This window comes from Vreelandella sp. 162(4c), assembly GCF_058152265.1.
Genome location: NZ_CM176981.1, coordinates 4,441,172 through 4,459,995, shown reverse-complemented (window position 1 = coordinate 4,459,995; position 18,824 = coordinate 4,441,172). Strand labels below are relative to the sequence as shown.

General features: G+C 57.2%; 14 protein-coding genes. 6 read left to right on the top strand and 8 right to left on the bottom strand.

Annotation, left to right across the window (positions count from 1 at the left end; translation table 11 throughout):
• Positions 1-100: 100 nt before the first annotated feature.
• Entirely contained in the window at positions 101-1,783 is a 1,683-nt protein-coding gene (gene ilvD / locus AC4EYZ_RS20565; protein WP_490203989.1) for a dihydroxy-acid dehydratase, read from the bottom strand.
• Between the two features lie 172 nt (positions 1,784-1,955).
• Here ilvD and AC4EYZ_RS20560 point away from each other — a divergent pair, with 172 nt between their 5' ends.
• The 3 genes from AC4EYZ_RS20560 (at position 1,956) to recC (ending at position 6,344) form a co-directional block, all read left to right on the top strand.
• The gene (locus AC4EYZ_RS20560; RefSeq protein WP_022522690.1) at positions 1,956-2,252 is read left to right on the top strand and encodes a type II toxin-antitoxin system RelE/ParE family toxin; all 297 of its coding nucleotides are present in this window, start codon (positions 1,956-1,958) and stop codon (positions 2,250-2,252) included.
• A 4-nt stretch (positions 2,253-2,256) separates the two neighbouring features.
• Positions 2,257-2,571 carry an addiction module antidote protein gene (locus AC4EYZ_RS20555; RefSeq protein ID WP_022522689.1) on the top strand — a complete coding sequence of 105 codons (315 nt, stop codon included), beginning with the start codon at positions 2,257-2,259 and terminating at the stop codon, positions 2,569-2,571.
• A gap of 146 nt (positions 2,572-2,717) precedes the next feature.
• Positions 2,718-6,344, top strand: a complete 3,627-nt coding sequence (gene recC, locus AC4EYZ_RS20550) for an exodeoxyribonuclease V subunit gamma (protein WP_490203988.1) — start codon at positions 2,718-2,720, stop codon at positions 6,342-6,344.
• 8 nt (positions 6,345-6,352) lie between these two features.
• On the opposite strand, the gene AC4EYZ_RS20545 is transcribed toward recC, so the two are convergent.
• From AC4EYZ_RS20545 to pncB, 3 genes are read right to left on the bottom strand one after another with little or no spacing between them, the layout of a single operon-like run.
• Entirely contained in the window at positions 6,353-6,601 is a 249-nt protein-coding gene (locus tag AC4EYZ_RS20545) for an RpnC/YadD family protein (RefSeq protein WP_155706220.1), read from the bottom strand.
• A 23-nt stretch (positions 6,602-6,624) separates the two neighbouring features.
• Positions 6,625-6,786: an Rpn family recombination-promoting nuclease/putative transposase gene (locus AC4EYZ_RS20540; RefSeq protein WP_081742650.1), complete on the bottom strand. Its 162-nt coding sequence runs from the start codon at positions 6,784-6,786 to the stop codon at positions 6,625-6,627.
• Positions 6,787-6,818: 32 nt separating this feature from the next.
• Positions 6,819-8,000 carry a nicotinate phosphoribosyltransferase gene (gene pncB / locus AC4EYZ_RS20535; RefSeq protein ID WP_474192552.1) on the bottom strand — a complete coding sequence of 394 codons (1,182 nt, stop codon included), beginning with the start codon at positions 7,998-8,000 and terminating at the stop codon, positions 6,819-6,821.
• Between the two features lie 120 nt (positions 8,001-8,120).
• On the opposite strand from pncB, the gene AC4EYZ_RS20530 reads away from it, so the two are divergent.
• Positions 8,121-8,414, top strand: coding sequence for a nucleotidyltransferase domain-containing protein (locus tag AC4EYZ_RS20530; protein WP_027960116.1), 294 nt, complete (start codon positions 8,121-8,123; stop codon positions 8,412-8,414).
• Positions 8,415-8,462: 48 nt separating this feature from the next.
• Here the strand turns inward: AC4EYZ_RS20530 and AC4EYZ_RS20525 are convergent, their stop codons facing one another.
• The 4 genes from AC4EYZ_RS20525 to AC4EYZ_RS20510 all read right to left on the bottom strand — a co-directional run bounded on the left by AC4EYZ_RS20525 (position 8,463) and on the right by AC4EYZ_RS20510 (position 13,098).
• Positions 8,463-9,521: a phenylacetaldoxime dehydratase family protein gene (locus AC4EYZ_RS20525; RefSeq protein ID WP_035538796.1), complete on the bottom strand. Its 1,059-nt coding sequence runs from the start codon at positions 9,519-9,521 to the stop codon at positions 8,463-8,465.
• Between the two features lie 87 nt (positions 9,522-9,608).
• Entirely contained in the window at positions 9,609-10,544 is a 936-nt protein-coding gene (locus tag AC4EYZ_RS20520) for a carbon-nitrogen hydrolase family protein (RefSeq protein ID WP_474192553.1), read from the bottom strand.
• Positions 10,531-12,036 carry a sodium:solute symporter family protein gene (locus AC4EYZ_RS20515; protein ID WP_474192554.1) on the bottom strand — a complete coding sequence of 502 codons (1,506 nt, stop codon included), beginning with the start codon at positions 12,034-12,036 and terminating at the stop codon, positions 10,531-10,533. Before AC4EYZ_RS20515 ends, AC4EYZ_RS20520 begins: the two co-directional genes overlap by 14 nt.
• A 69-nt stretch (positions 12,037-12,105) precedes the next feature.
• Positions 12,106-13,098 carry an IS30 family transposase gene (locus AC4EYZ_RS20510; protein ID WP_490203942.1) on the bottom strand — a complete coding sequence of 331 codons (993 nt, stop codon included), beginning with the start codon at positions 13,096-13,098 and terminating at the stop codon, positions 12,106-12,108.
• Between the two features lie 612 nt (positions 13,099-13,710).
• Between AC4EYZ_RS20510 and AC4EYZ_RS20505 the strand changes: the two genes are divergently transcribed.
• Positions 13,711-14,610, top strand: a complete 900-nt coding sequence (locus tag AC4EYZ_RS20505) for a LysR family transcriptional regulator (RefSeq protein ID WP_474192949.1) — start codon at positions 13,711-13,713, stop codon at positions 14,608-14,610.
• Positions 14,611-14,913: 303 nt separating this feature from the next.
• A complete protein-coding gene (recB, locus tag AC4EYZ_RS20500; RefSeq protein WP_490203987.1) occupies positions 14,914-18,801 on the top strand; it encodes an exodeoxyribonuclease V subunit beta in 3,888 nt (1,295 codons plus the stop codon).
• Positions 18,802-18,824: the final 23 nt, after the last annotated feature.

The window sequence follows — 18,824 nt, the reverse complement described above, 5'->3', positions numbered from 1 at the left end:
TTATTCCAATAAAAAAGCGCAAGGCTTTTATACTAAGCCTTACGCTTTAATTCTTTATGACAGCGTGCTCATGAGGATACGCTCATAACGACAACACGGATTACTCCTGGTCGGTCACCGCGCCGGTGCTGGCCGAGCTAACCAAACGCGCATACTTAGCCAGCACACCGCGTGTATAGCGGGGTTCTGGCTGCTGCCAGGCGGCGCGGCGGCGCATCAGCTCTTCATCGGAGAGGTCAACGTCGATGGTATCCGCTTCAGCATCGATGGTGATGGTATCGCCATCTTTCACCAGCGCCAACGGGCCGCCGTCAAAAGCTTCCGGTGACACATGGCCGACCACAAAACCGTGGCTGCCACCGGAGAAGCGCCCATCGGTAATTAGCGCCACGTCGTTACCCAAACCACGGCCCATAATCGCCGAGGTCGGTGTGAGCATTTCACGCATGCCGGGGCCACCTTTCGGCCCTTCATAGCGAATCACCACCACATCGCCGGCAACGACGGTGCCATCGTTAATACGCGCCTGGGCCTCTTCTTCCGAGCCAAATACCCGCGCTGAACCAGAGAAGCGAGTGCCCTCCTTGCCGGTAATCTTCGCTACCGCGCCTTCCGGTGCCAAGTTGCCGTAGAGCATGCGCAGATGGCTTTCCGTTTTAATCGGATTTCCCAGCGATGCAATAATCGGCGGTTCAGCAGGGTAAGGCTCAACCTCAGCAAGGTTCTCTTCCAACGTTTTGCCGGTGACGGTCAAGCAGTTGCCGTTGAGCAAGCCAGCATCCAACAGCATTCTCATCAGCGGCTGAATACCGCCAATCGCCACCAGCTCACTCATCATGTAGTGGCCGCTGGGGCGCAGGTCGGCAAGCACCGGTACGCGCTTACCTATTTCAGTGAAATCGGACAGTGACAGTTCAACGCCGATGGTGCGCGCCATGGCGATAAGGTGCAGCACCGCATTGGTAGAGCCACCCAAAGCAATGACGACAGTTATCGCGTTCTCGAACGCCTCGCGGGTCATAATATCGGAGGGTTTGATATCGTCCGCCAGCAGCGCCAGCACCGCCTCGCCCGCCGCTTTGCAGTCGTCACGCTTCTCTTGGGAGATGGCATTTTGCGCCGAGCTACCCGGCAGGCTCATGCCCAAGGCTTCAATCGCCGACGCCATGGTGTTGGCGGTGTACATGCCGCCACAGGAGCCAGGGCCAGGGATCGCCGTTTCTTCGATGTTCTTAAGCTCGATCAGGTCGATATCACCACGGGAGTGCGCACCCATGGCCTCGAAGACCGAAACGATATCGGTATGCCCCTTGCCGGGCATAATGGTGCCGCCATAGACGAACACGCTGGGGCGATTCAAACGCGCCAGGCCCATCAGACAGCCCGGCATGTTCTTATCACAGCCGCCAATGGCGACTATGCCATCAAAGCCTTCACAACCGGCGACGGTTTCGATGGAGTCGGCGATCACCTCCCGCGACACCAGTGAATACTTCATCCCTTCGGTGCCGTTGGCAATACCATCGGAAATGGTGATGGTATTGAAAATAACACCTTTACCACCGCCTGCATCGGCACCATCACGGGCAAACTCAGCCAGCTCGTTAATATGACTATTGCAGGGCGTGACCATGCTCCAGGTAGAGGCAATACCCACCTGAGGCTTCTTGAAATCGGCATCCGTAAAGCCCACGGCGCGCAGCATGGCACGGCTAGCGGCTTTGCCTGGGCCATCGACTACTTGGGAAGAGTGGCGGCGGGAGTTTTGCGATGAATCAGACATTAGAAATCTCTCTTAGCGTTGTTCACGGTATCCGCATAGCTTGGCGATATATATCGCATCCCGCAAGATGATTAACTCCTGACACCATAGCGTTCCCCCCATCGTTTCTTTGCTTTTGATTAGACGTCAACCAAAGTTGACACCCTCAGAACTGCCAACTATAGTTATCACCATGATCGAGTTGATTAAAACCGATGTCTTCGATAGATGGCTACGCGAGCTTCGCGATATCCGTGCCCGCGCCAAGGTTGAAGCCCGCATCCGACGTTTGAGTCTGGGCAACCCTGGAGATGTGAAGCCGGTCGGTAAAGGCGTTTCTGAACTGCGAATTCCTTATGGGCCAGGCTACCGCGTCTATTATATTACCAAAGGGCCAGTAATCGTGGTTCTGCTGTGCGGTGGTGATAAAGCCACCCAATCCCACGATATCGAACTAGCCAAAGCCATTGCCGCGCAATGGAAGGAGTAACACCATGACCGTTCCTAATGTCACTTTCAGTCACTACGATACTGCTGATTACCTTCAAACTGAGGAGGATATTGCGGCCTATCTTGATGCAGTAATGGAAGAAAATGATCCTGCTCTTCTTGCCGCCGCACTTGGTGATATCGCCCGTGCCCGCAACATGAGCCAACTCGCCAAAGACGTAGGCATGAGCCGTGAAGGGCTTTACAAAGCCCTATCGGGGGAAGGAAACCCGGCTTTTGCGACCATTAGCAAAGTAGCCAACTCCTTGGGGTTGCGCCTATCTATTAAACCGCTATCGCGGCCAGAAGCGGGCAGCTAGAGCGCTTATCGCCCATTCCTTGCTTGTAGCAACACCTCTGACCAGCGAGTTCGGCTGATCTTGCCGGTGCCTCATTCCCAAACGTCAACATATCCTAGTCATCCCGCCCCTGCCGTAAAGGAATGATTAACTAAGGAACATCGTGCATGTCTGCAAACTCTCTGCTCTCGCAAACGCCGTTAACGCCGGGCTTTATGGTGGTACATGCCAATCGCCTGGAAGATTTGCGCGGTTTGGCAGTGGAGTGGATGCGCCGACACCCGCTCTCGCCGCTGGAGAACGAGACCATTCTGGTGCAGAGCAACGGCATTGGGCAGTGGCTAAAGCTGGCGCTAGCAGAAGACCCGGCCCAAGGCGGTGCAGGCATAGCAGCAGCATTGAACGTCACCCTGCCCGCGCGCTTTCTATGGCAGGCCTACCGCACGGTGCTGACGCACCTGACCCATGATGATCAGTCCGTTCCTGAAACCTCGCCGTTTGATAAATCGCGGTTGATATGGCGCTTATTGCGCCTGCTGCCCAGCCTTGCCGAGCAGGAAGCTTTTGCGCCGCTGGCACGCTTTTTAGAAGTGGATCGCGACCAGCGCAAGCACTACCAGCTGGCCGAGCGGCTGGCGGATCTGTTCGACCAGTATCAGGTCTACCGTGCCGACTGGCTGGACGCCTGGGCCAAGGGCAACGATGTGCTGATCACCGCCCGTGGCGAGGCCCGCCCGCTGGAAGCGCACCAACTATGGCAGCCAGAGCTGTGGCGCGCACTGCGCGACGATGTGGCTAATAATCTAGGCCAAGCGGGCCTCAACAGCAGCCGTGCCCAGGTGCACAGCCGCTTTCTGGAAGCCGCCGTTCAGCTTGAAGGCCAAGCGTGCCCACCCGGCCTGCCCCGGCGATTGATTATTTTCGGCATCTCATCGCTGCCGCAACAGACGTTAGAAGCCCTGGCGGCGCTGTCGCGCTGCTGCCAGATCGTGCTCTGCGTCCACAACCCCTGCCAGTACTACTGGGCGGATATCATCGAGCACAAAGACCTGCTCCGCGCCAGCCGCTACCGCCAGCGACGCAAGGCAGGCATGCCCGACGCCCTGGATGTGCTGGGCACCGGCGATGCCGACGACGCCCTGCACCTGCACGCCCAACCGCTGCTGGCCGCCTGGGGTAAACAGGGGCGCGACTACCTGCGCCTACTCGACGAACACGACGACGCGGGCAACTACCAAACCCTATTCGAGCAGCAGGCACTGCGTATTGATATGTTCGAGCCATTCAGCGGCGAAGAGCGCAACTGCTTGCTCAGCCAGCTACAGGACGATATCCGCGAGCTGCGCCCGGTAGCGGAAACCCAAACCCACTGGCCCGCGCTAGACCCGACCAGCGACGACTCCATCGTGTTCCATATCGCCCACGGCCCTCAGCGGGAAGTGGAGATCCTTCACGATCAACTACTGGCGGCCTTCAGCGCCGACCCGGATTTGCGCCCGCGGGATATCATCGTCATGGTGCCGGATATTGACCGCTACGCGCCGCATATTGAAGCCGTGTTCGGCCAGTACCGCTCCGCTTTCGGTAGCTATAACGCGAACGCTAGACCCGACGACCCGCGCTACATTCCGTATACCCTTTCGGATCAGGCCAGCCGCCACCGCCTGCCGATGATGATTGCGCTGGAAAAACTGCTGCGCTTACCGGAGCTGCGCCTCTCGGTAAGCGATCTGCTCGATTTGCTGGAAGTGCCCGCGCTGCGCGCACGCTTTGGCATCGATGAACACGACCTGCCGACCCTGAGCCGCTGGATCGAGGGTGCAGGCATCCGCTGGGGGCTCAATGCCGAACAGCGCACCCGGCTGGATCTACCCGAAGGGCTAACCCAGAACACCTGGGCCTTTGGCCTGCGCCGGTTGCTACTGGGGTATACGGTGGGAAGTGCCGAGGCGTGGCAAGGCATCGAGCCATTCGATGATATCGGCGGGCTGGAAGCCTCCCTGGCAGGCCCGCTGGCAAATCTGCTGGAAAAGTTGGAAAGCACCTGGGAGACCTTCTGCCAGCCCACCGATGCCGCCAGCTGGGTGGCCCGGCTACGCGAACTGCTGGAAACCTACTTTTTGACCGACGACGCCCAGGAAAGCGTGATGCTCACCAAGCTGGAGACCGCGCTACAGCAGTTGTTGGACAGCACCGAAGAGGCCGAACTTTTTGACCCGCTGCCGCTCTCCATGGTGCGTGAACACTGGCTAGGGCAAATCGATGAGCACAGCCTTTCCCAGCGCTTCCTGGCGGGGGCAGTCAACTTCGCTACCCTGATGCCGATGCGTGCGATCCCCTTCAAGCATGTGTGCCTGCTGGGCATGAACGACGGCGAGTACCCGCGCTCGCAGCCGCCGCTGGATTTTGACTTAATGGGCAGCGACTACCGCCCCGGCGACCGCTCAAGGCGTGAAGACGACCGCTACCTGTTTCTGGAAGCACTGCTCTCTGCCCGCCAACAGCTCTATATTAGCTGGGTGGGGCGCAGCCAGGTCGACAACAACCCCATGCCACCCTCGGTGCTGGTTGGCCAACTGCGCGACCATCTTGAAGCGGGCTGGCACACACAAAACGGCGAGCCGCTTTTGGAGTCCCTGACCACTGAACACCCGCTGCAGCCGTTTAGCCACCGCTACTTTACCGAGCAAGCCAACGACTCCCCCGCTCAGGCACGGCTGTTTACCTATGCTCATGAGTGGCACGCCCTGCACGCACCACGTAGCGAAAACGCCCAAGGCTCCGAGCCACCGTCGCTTCAACCGGACACCGAGCAACAAAGCACCTTAACATTGGCCCAGCTAGGCGGCTTTCTGCGCGAACCGGCCAAAGCGTTTTTCAATAACCGCCTGGGCGTCTATTTCGAGCAGGAGGAGCTTACCCAACTGGATGTCGAGCCCTTCACTCTGGACGGGCTACAGAACTGGCAGTTACAGGATCAGTTAATCGCCGCCCAGCGCCACGCCGTGGATAACGGCCTGCCGCGAGTGGAAGCACTGCACGCAGCACTGGAACGCTTTAAAGGCCAGGGCGTGCTAGCCGTGGGTGCCTTTGGAGAGAGGATGCGCGAAGCGCTGGCAGAACCAATGGACGCCCTGTTTGGCGCCTACGAAGAAGCGTTGCAAGAGTGGCCGCAAGTAGTGGCGGTGCCCCAGGCAGTGCATGTTGAAAGAGTTGAAGGAAAGGTAACGCTGGAAGACTGGCTGGGAGAACTTCGCCAGGATGACGCGGGCAACCGCTGCCGCTTGCTACTGCTCAGCAGTAGCCTGGTCAGCCAAGGGCGTGGCCGTGGTCAGTACCGCTGGCAGCACCTGCTCCGCCCCTGGGTCGCTCACTTGGCGGGCAACATTGAGCGCCCCATGACCACCCAGCTACTCTCAAAAGCAGGCCATGTGCGGCTGGAACCGTTAGACGCCGAGAATGCCCGCTACCAGCTACAAAACATGCTCAAAGCCTGGTGCGATGGCATGCAGGCCCCGCTACCGCTGGCCCCGCAAGCCGCTTTCGCCTGGCTGGCCAAACAAGGCACGCCGGAATTGGAAGCCGATAGCGCAAGGGAGAGCGACGCCTACGCCGCCGCCGAAACCGCCTACGAAGGCGGCCGCTTTCAAACCGGCGAAGTCGCCCAAAGCGCCTACCTTGCCCACCAATGGCCGAGCTTCGAAAAGCTATTCAACGAGCGTGCCCTTGGCCACAGCTTCGCCACGCTGACCGATGCGCTCTATGCGCCACTGCACCGATCAGTGAAAAATTAGAGCCTACCTTATTCAGCGTGGTTCTGAAGGCGCTTAACATCATCAATAGGCAACCCCGTCACCTTGGCTACAAACTGGGGGTCAGCCCCCTCTTGCAGGAGGTTCCGAGCGGTTTCGATTTTACCCTCGATTTTGCCTTTGGCTTCACCTCGCGCTTCACCTCGGGCTTCCAACTGGGTGGCAATGGTCATAAAGGTATCTCCTATAGGCTGGGGCAAGCGATGGCTCTCTTCAATCAACTGATCAAGGTCAATCACGTTGCCTGTTCCTACCACATAGTTTAGCAATCATGCTCCAGCTTGAGACTGTCCAAATCCAAGGCAGCACTGATTTTTTTGGGTAAATAATGTTGCATGAACCCCTGCGCGACGGCGTGGTTTTCCATCGCGCTACGAAAGAACCGATCATGAGGATTATGGGGTGGTTTGGAGGTATCAGCCACAAGCGGTTTCCATGTTTCGAACAGATTAGAGGCTAAGCATTCTTCCCATTCAGCGACAAGATGCGCTTCGCCAGCGAGATCATCTCCGGGTCGCCGGTGTTCTTTTCCGCCACGTCGGAAAGCTTGATCACCGGCAGCCAGCCCTGCCCTTCCGGGCGCGCCTCGACCATCTTGATCACCATGTTCATCGGCTCAACACCGACATCATTAGTGAAGTTGGTGCCAATACCAAACGCCATGCCGATGCGACCTTTGCAGAAGGTATGTATCCGCTCGACCTTCTCCGGTGTTAGCGCGTCGGAGAAGATAATCGTCTTACTTAGCGGGTTGATGCCCAAGCGCTCGTAGTGGTCGATGGTCTGGGAGGCAAACTCGATAGGGTCGCCGCTGTCGTGGCGAACGCCATCGAACAGCTTGGCGAACTTCTTATCGAAGCTGTCGTAAAACGCCTTAGAGGTAAAGGTATCCGTTAAGGCGATCCCCAGATCACCGCGATACACATCTACCCAATGCTCAAGCGCCAGGCTATTGGCCATTTTGAAACCGAAGCGGGCACCGTGGAACATAAACCACTCGTGAGCGTGGGTGCCGATCGGCTTAACACCGTGGCGCATGGCCATCAGCACATTGCTTGTGCCGCTGAAGGCCTCACCACCGTGGTGGCTAAGCGCGCCCACCACCCGGTCGTGAACGTCAGAAGAGAAGCGCCGCCGGGTGCCAAACTCAGCGATTTTCAGACCTAAACGGCGGTAGAGTTCGATCTTCTCCTGCGCGCGCTGTTCAATCATCGCATCAGCGTCAGGCGTGATCGTCACACCACGCAACCGATACCACAGCTCGCTGATCAACGCCATCAGTGGCACTTCCCAGAGAATGGTGCGGTACCAGGGCCCTTCGATGATCACCGAAAGGTCGCTCCCCTGCTGCTCTACAATCACCTCGCTGGGGTTGTAATGAAACCCGGCAAGGAAATCGAGATACGTAGGGTCGAGATAAGGGCACGTTATTTCGAGATAGCGCTTCTCCTCATCGCTCAAACGCAGCGATGCCATCTTATCGACTTCGTAGCGAAGTTCAGCGCCAAAGCCATCAGGAAAAGCATGCTCGCCACGATTGATAAAGGCGTAGCGCGCATGGGCATAAGGAAAGCGTTTGATCACGGCGTTCTGCATCGTGATCTTATAGAAGTCATTATCCAGCAGCGATGTCAGCATGAGATCCCATCGTTAGAGTGAACCGAAGCCGCCGGTAGCGTAAACTAAAATGCACCTAAAGTGGCTCGGCGATAAGATTATCAGGTGGCGGGGCTGTCATACAGTTAAGGAGCTGACTTCATGCGTATTACCCAAACACATCGCGCAATCATTCTTTCTGGTGTGAGCGAGTTTATTGGTGATTCGGTGGAAACTCATGTGTTTGGTTCAAGGCTAGATGATTCAAAGCGAGGCGGCGGCGTTGATCTACTGTTGATCTCCCAGACAGCGATACCGCCACAGCCTTGTGCTGAACTCAAACAAATACTCGAAGAATACCTCAAACTGCCGGTGGAAATTGTCACCTATGTATCGACTGATGAGCCAAGCCCCACCCAAGCGAGAGTCTTAGCCGAAGCGCGCCCGCTTGGTTAAAGTGGGGAAGCGGCATGAGTCAGGACGTTCTTAGCGACTAACCATATATTAACAACGCTCATACAGCGTGCAAAACGGCAATACACCGGTTTCAGGGTGGCAATTAATATACTCAAATGGCACGCCTTCGGTTAACAGGAAGACTTCGTGCCAGGTGACCACTTCACGCTTTTTGCCATATTGTCTGTTCTTCGCGATGGCATGGTCATAAATGGTTTTATGGGTAGGATGTGAACTGGCCCAGCTTTCCATCTCCTCCAAAGAGGAAAAGTAAGCATGTACCGAGGTTTCGTAGCGCTCGTCACCGTTATCATCAAGGTTTGACATGACCCTCAAGCAGAGCGTGCCCGTTTCCTCCTTATTGTCGAGCAAGTACTGCATACCTTCCATCAATTTGGGGCGTAATGACTCCTCGTAGTCGTCAAACTGCTCCTGCTTCGCCTCCCCCCAATACTGACCGGATCGAATCGAGGTCAGGTTATGAGGCACTTGAGCAAACAAACGTCGCCCGAGTGTCGTTTTACTACCCGGTGCAGGCATCTTAACTTTAAAGGTGCTCGACAGTGGATCCACCGCAGAGACCGGAAAGCGGTCACGGGCAGCGCCAAAATAGCCGTTGGTAGTCATGGGAACCACCTTGGTGTCAGGACAACGCCCAAACCCTATTCGATAGTTACCTTCTGAGTAGATCGTTTCATGACGGTCATAATGGACATGGATGGTCTCCCGCCAATAGCCGAACGTATCGTCAGTGCGCTGTGGCTGTGCAAGCCACTGGATATACGCAGCATCCTGCAACCACTCCATATAGACCGAAGGATCGGTCCAGTAAGCGACCAGCACCGCATTGGTGTAGCCCGCTTCATCGGTAAAGCGCAGCGTTTCGTGAGCTTCCGGCGCGGAGTCGATAACAAAGGAGTCCCTGATACGGCTGAAAAACGCCGCCTGGTCATCCCAGGCAAGCTCGCGCCCCTGAATACCAAAATAGACACAGCAGAGTCGATTGACCGGCCGTGTCCAGCGCAATGTATAGCGGGGGGCCGCCGGTTCATGACCGGGTGGCCGCCGCTCGGGTACCACTCGGGGGTAGTCGATATGAAAAGTCATGGCAATACTCCATCTCAACGATGGCTGATCCAGTGGAGCATGAAACAGCCATCGGATGAGTTGATTTCACAGCAAGCTTAAACGTGATCAGTCACTTCTTACCGGCGACTTCGCTTCTGTATCCACATGCAGGCTGAATACATCCGGGCGGGCATAGTGCCCGACCGGGTCGAAATCGAGCTTGCTGCGTACGATGACGTCCTGGGAGACCTCGGCATAGAGGATGCCCTCCTCGTTAAACAGCGGGCCGGCAAGAACTTCTCCCATGGGACTTACGATCATGCTCGCGCCTCGCATCAGTATCGTTTCCGGCTCACTCGCCGGTGCCAGCAGGCAGTCATAATCGTCGGGAAAATCGCCCCTAGTCAGATACTGGCAGGCGCTTAACACATAGCAACGTCCTTCAAGAGCGATATGCTGCATGCTGGCCAGCCACGTATCACGGTCATCAGCGGTGGGCGCGCAGTAAACATCGACCCCCTTGCCATACATGGCCGAGCGCATCATGGGCATATAATTCTCCCAGCAAATCACCGCACCCACCGTACCTGCACCGGTCTGGAAAACCGGCAGCGTCGAGCCATCGCCGAACCCCCAGATGATACGCTCACCGCCAGTAGGCATTAGTTTGCGGTGTTTGCCCACCAAGCCCTGCTCAGGATCTATATAAAGTACCGTGCAATAGAGGGTATAGGCCGTACGCTCAATCCCCCCCATGACCACGAAGACGTTATGTGCCTGAGCTGCATCGGTAATCAGGGTCAGCTCCGGCCCATCAAGGTCAATGGCGCTTCGGTAGTAGCGAAGAAACTCATCACGTCCCTCCTCAGTCCGTTTGCCTACCGGACTACCGAAGCTTGCACCCTTAGGGTAGCCCCCCAAAAAGGCTTCTGGAAAAACCACCACCGTTGCCTTTTTGGCGGCAGCTTCACTGATTAACCTTGCCCCCTTTTCAGCGGTCAACATAGGGTCAAAGGGATGGGATCCCGCCTGAACGACGGCGACTTTTTTAGCTGATTGCATGAGCAGTTACCTTTTGCGTAGGTTGCTTGCCATAGAGCTGAGCGAACAGCGCATGGTAGTCATTGTCACCGTTCACTGGCGCAGCCTGGGTAAAGCGGCTAACAACAGCGACCAACAGGCCATTGACGATGATTGCGCTGATACCCGGGCCAAAGAACAGCGTGAAATCGGTAGCAGCGCTTACGAACAGTGTGATGACACCCACCACCATCCCGGTTAACGCCCCAGCGGGAGTAATCCAGCGGAAATAGAGCATTCCCAGCGCGGTGGGTACCAGCTGCAAGCCAAGGCTGAAGCCCAGGGAGGCGACGGGCACCAAGTAGCCAGCCCCGGAAGGGCTAAGGGCAAGCACCAGAACAATGCTGGTGATCAGCCCAATGACCACCTTATTGACCAGCCGCAAACGCTTTTCACTCATCTCTTTATCGAAGAACCTGCGCCATACATCCTCAGCCACCAGGCTTGCCGAAGAGAGCAACTGGCTGTTGATGGTAGAAATGGCAGCGGCAAGGATACCGGCAACCACAAAGGAGCCGAGAATAGGGGCATATTCAGCAAAGATCAGGGGCAGAATCGCATCGCTATTGTCTGCCGCCCCTGGCACCAGCCCAGGAATGTTGGCAGAAAGGCCTATCACCAGCGGAATGCAGGCCATCATCCAGGAGTTCCAGAAAGGGGTGAACATGGCCACCTTGCCCAACACTTTCGCTGAATGCGCCGAGTAGAACTTCTGCCACATGTGGGGCAACGCCCAGGCGCCAAAACTCAGCCCGACCCATAACTCCAGCATGGCCACCGGATTGCCTTTATTCGTCAATAGCTGTGGCTCGACTTCGGCCACGTTCTGCAGGAACGACCAGCCGCCCGCTTTACCGATGATGAAGACCGCCGTAAACACCAGTACCGTGGCAAAGAATGTCCCCATAAAGGCATCCGCCCATGCGGTGCCCCTGAAACCCGCCCAGAGCACGATAAAGCCGACCACCACCGAGGTCACGATAACCCCAACGGCATAGGGGATAGCACCGCCGGTCAGGCTTTCCAGTGCACGGGCACTGCCCGTTACCTGAATCAGCATCACCGGCACCAAGGCGATGATACCGACGATGGAAAACAGCAAACGAAGCGTGGGGCTCGAGTAGTAGTGCTCTACCATTTGCCCAGGAGTAATGAAGTTAAAGCGTTTACCGATATACCAAATGCGCGTGCCAAACAGCCAAATAAACACACTGCCCTGAATAATCGCCCAGGTGGTAAAACCCGCGAACCAGATCCCTTCCCGATAATAGACACCGAATGAACCCAGCAACGTCCAGGTAGAAAAGTAAGTCGCCCCCATGGACATCAGCAGCAGGGCGGTATTCATGGAGCGCCCACCCACGACGTAATCGTCAATGGTCGACGCATTATGCTGCCGGGCACGCAGCGATATCACGACAAAGATAGCGATGAACGCGATCAGTATGATGATAGTGACAGCGGTGCTATTCATGCCCGCCCTCCTGATGCTCAAATGCATCAATACGTTCAGAGAGTGGCTTGAAGTAGAGTGGACCTGAATTCAAACATTAAGCGCAGCACCCGCGGTTTCCAGCGCTCCTGAATACTCTCCCAGGAACACTTGTGCCGGTGTCCGATACCCCAAGCGTTTTCTGGGGCGATTATTCAGCTTGGCAACGACTCGCCTCAGTGCTGAGTCGCTCACCTTTCGGAAGTCCGTCCCTTTCGGGAAATATTGGCGAATCAGTCCGTTGGTGTTTTCATTGGTGCCACGCTGGCATGAGCGGTACGGGTCGCAAAAATAGGTCTTGGCCGAGACGGCCTTGGCAACCTGTCGGTGCTCGGCGAATTCCGAACCGTTATCCAAGGTGATGGTCTGCACTGCACCTCGGCGTGGTTTTAATAACCGGGTCATCGCTTTGGCCGTTCCTGTGGCCGTGATTGTCGGCAGGCGCGCTGCCAAGAGGTATCCGCTGCGTCTCTCGACCAGGGTCACCAGGCCGGATTCTTTGTGGCCCTTGAGCACCGTATCGCCTTCCCAATGGCCGATATGGCGCCTTTCTTCCACTTCGGCGGGACGTTGTTCAATACCTACCCGGTGTGGAATTTTGCCCAATCCCGCATGCTTGGCCAATCGGCGCTGATAGCGCCGCTGGTGTGGTAAGCGGAGTCGCTTCCATAAGTCGCCGCCGTGTTTCTTGTCGTCCCAGATTAACGCATAGATCCACTGATGGCTTACGCAAACGCCGTTGGCATTCGCCATGAAGCCACTAATTTGCTGGGGGCTCCATTCGTCCATCAGTTGATCAGTGACCCATCGAATTAGGCTGGGCAGTCGCTTCGTCACTTTCCAGGCGCTGCGTCGACGCTGATCACTTCTCAATTGAGCCTGCTCAGGCGCATAGCCAGCAGTAAGCCCATTGCGCTTTATCTCCCGGCTAATGGTGCTGCTGTGAACCCCAATAGCCTTGGCTATCTGTCGCTGGCTGATGCCAGTCTCGAGGTAAGCGAAAATTTGGTATCGTTGGGCCTGGGTCAGTTGTCGGTATCCCATTCTCTGCTTCACTTTGGTCGGTAAAGTCGAGAGGGTACCGGCGCTGGCCCTCCTTCCTCTACTGTGTGATCCAAAGTGCTGCGGTTATTCTATGAATCCAGGGATAAAGTGCAATGGCACAAAGTGTCAGCACTATATTACAGGTCAATACCCAGGCCAGAGGAAGAGATAGTGGGCCTACCCACACCAGTTCATTGAGAATATTAAAGTAGGGAAGCCAGCTTCCGATAAGTGCCAGTATAAGCACTAACCAGAACAACTTCCGATTCATTCCTGTCAACATTTAAGTCACCTTTAAGCGTAGAGCCAAAGCCAACATCTCTTTTTAGCTTTACTTGTTAGTTTTATAACAAACCGTGTTGAGCAAGCGTCTCGAATTTCCTTAAGCTATATTTACAGACCTGTTTACAGACCTGTTTTTATACAAGCCTTCACATAGCTTACTGAGCTCACGATTGCCGCTATCAAGAGATACCCAAGTACTGCATTGCAGTAAGGTAGAGGATAGGAAGGGTCAGGGTATGAGAAAAACGCTATTGTTAGCACGACTCGTTGCCGAAAAGTGAACACCTATCTACATTATTGTTTTAATTAAAAAAACAGGGAACCAACATGCAAATTTCAATGTTCAAGTACTTTTTGGCTGTCGCGGAAACGGGGTCGATACGCCAGGCGTCACTCTCCCTTCATGTCAGCGCTTCGGCCATTAGTCGCCAAATCCAGAACCTTGAGCACAGCTTCCAGACAACGCTGTTCGATCGCTGTGCGGATGGGATGCTGCTTACGGAAGAAGGCAGGGTTCTGGCGCTCCACATGCAGCGCACCATGCGTGAAATGGAGCTGGCAAGAGCCAAGATAGCCGATATACACGGATTGACGGCAGGCACGGTGAGATATGCCACTATCGAAGGCGTTGCCAGGGCCTGGCTGTTCCCTGCCATCGCAGAGTTTCAAAAAGCCCATCCACTCGTCGAATTCAAAGGGCGTATTTCAGGGGCAGAGGCCGTCTACCAAGCCCTTGAAAATGATCAGGTGGATTTCGGAATTACCATGCAAGATGACTTCTATCCTGATATCGGTATCGTTGAAAAATTCACGACCCAATTCAAGGCGGCCATGCCTCACCAACACCCATTGGCCAAGCATAGTACGTTGAACCTGAAAGACTTAACCTCTTACGAACTTACAATGCTCGATCCAACGTTTCATACTCGGCGAGCGCTTGATACCTCTCTATTAAGGCTGGGTCTTACCGCCAGGATTGGCTTCGAACTCGACCACATCGAGTTGATCAAGGCGCACGTTATGCAGACCGGTAACCTCACCATATTACCCGACTACGCGGTGAGCCATGAAGAGAAGCACCAAACCATGGCCATTGTCGATATCGCAGAAAACGAGCTCCCCTCTGCGACAACGATCCTCTGTGTTCGCAGGGGACGTATATTGACTAAAGCAGCCGAGGCGATCATCAATAGCCTACGGAAACGCCCCATTACGCCGCCTTTATAACAACAAATAAAATATATAAAAGACAGCGGTCTCTATGACTAAGCCACGCCCGTTTTATCTCTCTACTCAAACGCACTGGTTAAAATGTACTTTTAAATTAAGGACCAAAACCTATTCAACAACTGTAAACAATGAGGCGTATTTATTGAGTGAACACAGGCAACCTGAAACAGCCATAGTAACGACTTCCAGAACAACCCGACTTCTACCCAGCTACCTTCTCGTGTTCAAATAAGCATTGGACAAGCCTCGTCCTACAGCGCCCTGCCGTGCTGACCAGTGAATACTGCTCGGGATACCGCCATGCCTTCTATCACATCTCTTGACCCCCTGAGCCTCCCGCTCCACGGCAGCCGACTGATAGAGGCAAGCGCGGGCACCGGCAAAACCTTCACCATTGCGCTGCTCTACGTGCGGCTAGTACTCGGCGGGCACAGCGTTGACGACGACACGGCCTTCGTGCGCCCGCTCACGCCGCCGGAAATCCTGGTCGTCACCTTCACCAACGCCGCCACCCAAGAGCTACGCGAACGCATCCGCAACCGGCTGGTAGAAGCAGCAGAAGTATTTCGAGCTGAGGACGTAGAAGGAGGGGCGCCGGGGGCAAGCCGTAGTGGAGGTCATTCAACAGGGATGTTGAATGTAGCGCCCACGGATGGGTTCACAGCGCCTCCACGTAGGCTTGCCGCCGGGGAAGCCCCGGTTGCACTAGATCCGTTGCTCCTAGAACTCCGCGACCAATACGCCCCTGCCACCTGGCCCGCCTGCTCACGGCGCCTAGCGCTGGCCGCCGAGTGGATGGACGAAGCCGCAGTTTCCACCATCCACAGCTGGTGCTACCGCATGCTGCGCGAACACGCCTTCGACAGCGGCAGCCTGTTCTCCCTCAACCTGGAAAACGACCAGCGCGAACTGGAACAAGAAGTGGTGCGCGACTACTGGCGCAGCTTCTACTACCCGCTGGACAGCGACGCCCTCGACATTGTCACCCGCTACTGGAAATCACCGGACGACCTGCACGCCCCGCTGCAACGGCTACTGCCCGAAAGCGAAGCCCTGGGCAGCGCAAAACCCGCACCCAGCGAGACCCTGGCCGCCACCCAAGCCGAACGCAGCGCCCAACTCAGCGAGCTCAAAGCCCCCTGGCCCGCCTGGCTGGATGAACTGGTGCCCGCCCTGGAAGACGCCGCCACGCGCAAAGCCTTCAAGGGCCAGAGCTTCAACGCCAAAAGCCGCGCCAATTGGCTAGGCGCACTACGCGAGTGGTGCGAAACGGAGGCCGACCGCCCCGCGCTCACCGACGCCGCCTGGAAACGCATGACCCCCGACGGCATGGCCGATATCTGGAAAGAGGGCGCACCGCCCTGCCCACAAGCCTGGGAAGCGCTGGCACAGCTACCGAAAGCGCTGGATGCCCTGCCCGAGCCACGCAACGACCTGTTGATTCACGCCGTACAGTGGTGCCGCGCCCGGCTGGAGCGCGAACAGGAACGCCGCGCCGAGATGGGCCCCAACGACCTGCTCACCCATCTGGACCGCGCCCTGAAAGGCCCCAACAAAGAGGCCCTGGCCGCGCAGATCCAGCGCCAGTTCCCCGTGGCACTGATCGACGAGTTCCAGGATACCGACCCGATCCAGTACCGCATCTTCAACGCCGTGTATGACGTCGCAACGCCCCGCCGCGACAGCGCCATCCTGCTGATTGGCGACCCCAAGCAGGCAATCTACGCTTTTCGCGGTGCAGATATCTTCACCTACCTGCAGGCCCGTCATGACACCGATGGCCGCCACGTCACACTGGGCACCAACTTCCGTTCCAGCCGCACCATGGTGGCAGCGGTCAACCACTGCTTCAGCTACGCCGACCAGCACGATGCCGGCGCCTTTCTGTTTCGAGCAGAGGGCGGCGAAAACCCGCTGCCGTTCAACCCCGTTAACGCCAAAGGCACCAAGGAAACGCTGGTACTCAACGGCAAACCGCTACCCGCGATGACCCTATGGCCACTGGAAAGCGAAGAGCCGCTCTCCAAAACCGCCTACCAAACCGAGATGGCCGAGCGCTGCGCCTCGCACATGGCCGCACTTCTGGAAGCAGGCCGACAACAGCAAGCGGGCTTTGCGAAAGCCGCTGATGACAGTGACGATAACGGACTCACTCCGCTGGCCCCCTCGGACATGGCCGTGCTGGTCAACGGCCTGCAGGAAGCACGAGCGATTCGCCTAGCGCTGGCCAGCCGAGGCATCAAGAGCGTCTACCTTTCCGATCACGACAAGGTGTTCAGCTCTCCCATTGCCCCGCAGCTGGCCATTTGGCTGCGCGCCTGCGCCGAGCCCCAGGCCAACTCACGTCAGGCGGAAGCCAAGCTGCGCGCCGCCCTGGCAACATCAGTACTAGGGCTAAGCCTTGAAGAACTCGACCACCTCAACCAGAGCGAGCTGGCCTGGGAAGCTCGGGTCGAGCAGTTCAGCGACTACCACCGCCTATGGCAGCGCCAGGGCGTGCTGCCGCTGGTGCGCCGTTTAATGGTCGATTTTGATATCGCCGCACGGCTGCTGGGCGAGTTCGCTGAGGGTGAGCGTTTGCTAACCGACCTGCTCCACCTGGGTGAAATGCTGCAGCACGCCAGCCAGGAACTGGATGGTGAACACGCGCTGATTCGCTTTCTGGCCGAGGCCATTGCCGACCCGGATAGCCACGGCGACAGCCACAAGCTGCGCCTGGAGAGCGACGCCGATCTGGTCAAAGTAGTGACCATTCACAAATCCAAGGGGCTGGAGTACCCGCTGGTGTTCCTGCCGTTTATCGCCAACCACCGCCCAGTCAGCGACACCGACCTGCCACTGCGCTGGCACGCTAGCGACGGCACGCTGCAACTCAGCCTGAACGCCGATGAAGCCACGCTGGCCACCGCCGACCGCGAACGCCTCGGCGAAGACCTGCGCAAACTCTACGTGGCGCTCACCCGCGCCCGCCACGCCACCTGGCTAGGGCTAGCAGCGCTAAAAGGCAGCGAGAATAGCGCCATCGGCCACCTGATCAACGGCGGCAAAGCCATCGCCCCCAGCGCGTTTACCCACGCGCTTGGCGAACTGGTGGAAGGCAGCGATATCGATTTAAGTGCTGCCCCGGAACCCACCGCGCTGCGCTTCACCCCAGCGCCGGAACAGCAGGCACTGGGCCACGCCCGCACCCCGCTACGCCCCGCTCGAGAACAGTGGTGGATCGCCAGCTACTCGGCGCTGCGTACCTCAGGGGCCGTCTCAGAAACGATGCCAGGCGCGGCGCTGCCAACGCCCGCGCCGGAACCCACCACGCCCCAGGAAGCCACCACCCTGGAAGTACTGGATGAGCCCCACGACAACGCCATCAACACCGAGGCGTTTCATTTGCATAGATTTCCCCGTGGCCCCGGCCCCGGCACCTTTCTGCACGGGCTTTTAGAGTGGGCGGGCCAGCTAGGTTTTAACAGCGCTTTGGAAGACCCCGCCGCACGGGAAGATATGCTGCGGCGGCGCGTACAGCTGCGCGGCTGGCAGGCATGGCACGACACCCTAGCGGGCTGGCTGGAAGAACTGCTCGCCACACCGCTTCCCCTGCCTCACTCTCTGTCACTAGCCCCGTCCCCGTCCCTGACAGAGCCCAGCGAAGGCAGCCAAGTGGCGCTATGCGAACTCGAAAGCTATCAGGTAGAGCTGGAGTTCTGGTTTGCCGCCCATCAGGTACAAACGCGCAAGCTGGATGAGCTGGTCAGTGACCACTTACTGCCAGGGGTATCACGCCCCGTATTGGATGCCGACACCCTCAACGGCATGCTCAAGGGCTTTATCGACCTCGCCTTTGAGCATGAAGGCCGCTTCTATGTGCTCGACTGGAAATCCAACTACCTGGGCAGCGACGACAACGCCTATACCACTGACGCCCTACGCGATGCCATGCTCGAAAAACGCTACGACCTGCAAGCGGCGCTGTATATGCTCGCCCTCCATCGGCTGCTGAAAGCCCGCCTGCCCGACTACGACCCGCACCAACACCTGGGCGGCTCGATGACGGTGTTTCTGCGTGGCAGCCGCACCACCGCCCGCGGCGTACACGCCGTGCCAGCGCCGGTTGCGCTGATCGAAGCGCTGGATGCACTCTTTACAGGCACAGCGGCAGACACCGCAGTAACAAACCAGGAAGCGGTAGTATGAGTAAGCGTGATTTAGCCTCCAAG

What these genes read in the sequence shown, in the direction of transcription:
- AC4EYZ_RS20530 (WP_027960116.1), top strand. Translation starts at nt 8,121, where the DNA reads ATGCGTATTACCCAAACACATCGCGCAATCATTCTTTCTGGTGTGAGC.
- pncB (WP_474192552.1), bottom strand. Translation starts at nt 8,000, where the DNA reads ATGCTGACATCGCTGCTGGATAATGACTTCTATAAGATCACGATGCAG.
- AC4EYZ_RS20520 (WP_474192553.1), bottom strand. Translation starts at nt 10,544, where the DNA reads ATGCAATCAGCTAAAAAAGTCGCCGTCGTTCAGGCGGGATCCCATCCC.
- AC4EYZ_RS20515 (WP_474192554.1), bottom strand. Translation starts at nt 12,036, where the DNA reads ATGAATAGCACCGCTGTCACTATCATCATACTGATCGCGTTCATCGCT.
- AC4EYZ_RS20560 (WP_022522690.1), top strand. Translation starts at nt 1,956, where the DNA reads ATGATCGAGTTGATTAAAACCGATGTCTTCGATAGATGGCTACGCGAG.
- AC4EYZ_RS20505 (WP_474192949.1), top strand. Translation starts at nt 13,711, where the DNA reads ATGCAAATTTCAATGTTCAAGTACTTTTTGGCTGTCGCGGAAACGGGG.
- ilvD (WP_490203989.1), bottom strand. Translation starts at nt 1,783, where the DNA reads ATGTCTGATTCATCGCAAAACTCCCGCCGCCACTCTTCCCAAGTAGTC.
- recC (WP_490203988.1), top strand. Translation starts at nt 2,718, where the DNA reads ATGTCTGCAAACTCTCTGCTCTCGCAAACGCCGTTAACGCCGGGCTTT.
- recB (WP_490203987.1), top strand. Translation starts at nt 14,914, where the DNA reads ATGCCTTCTATCACATCTCTTGACCCCCTGAGCCTCCCGCTCCACGGC.
- AC4EYZ_RS20510 (WP_490203942.1), bottom strand. Translation starts at nt 13,098, where the DNA reads ATGGGATACCGACAACTGACCCAGGCCCAACGATACCAAATTTTCGCT.
- AC4EYZ_RS20525 (WP_035538796.1), bottom strand. Translation starts at nt 9,521, where the DNA reads ATGACTTTTCATATCGACTACCCCCGAGTGGTACCCGAGCGGCGGCCA.
- AC4EYZ_RS20555 (WP_022522689.1), top strand. Translation starts at nt 2,257, where the DNA reads ATGACCGTTCCTAATGTCACTTTCAGTCACTACGATACTGCTGATTAC.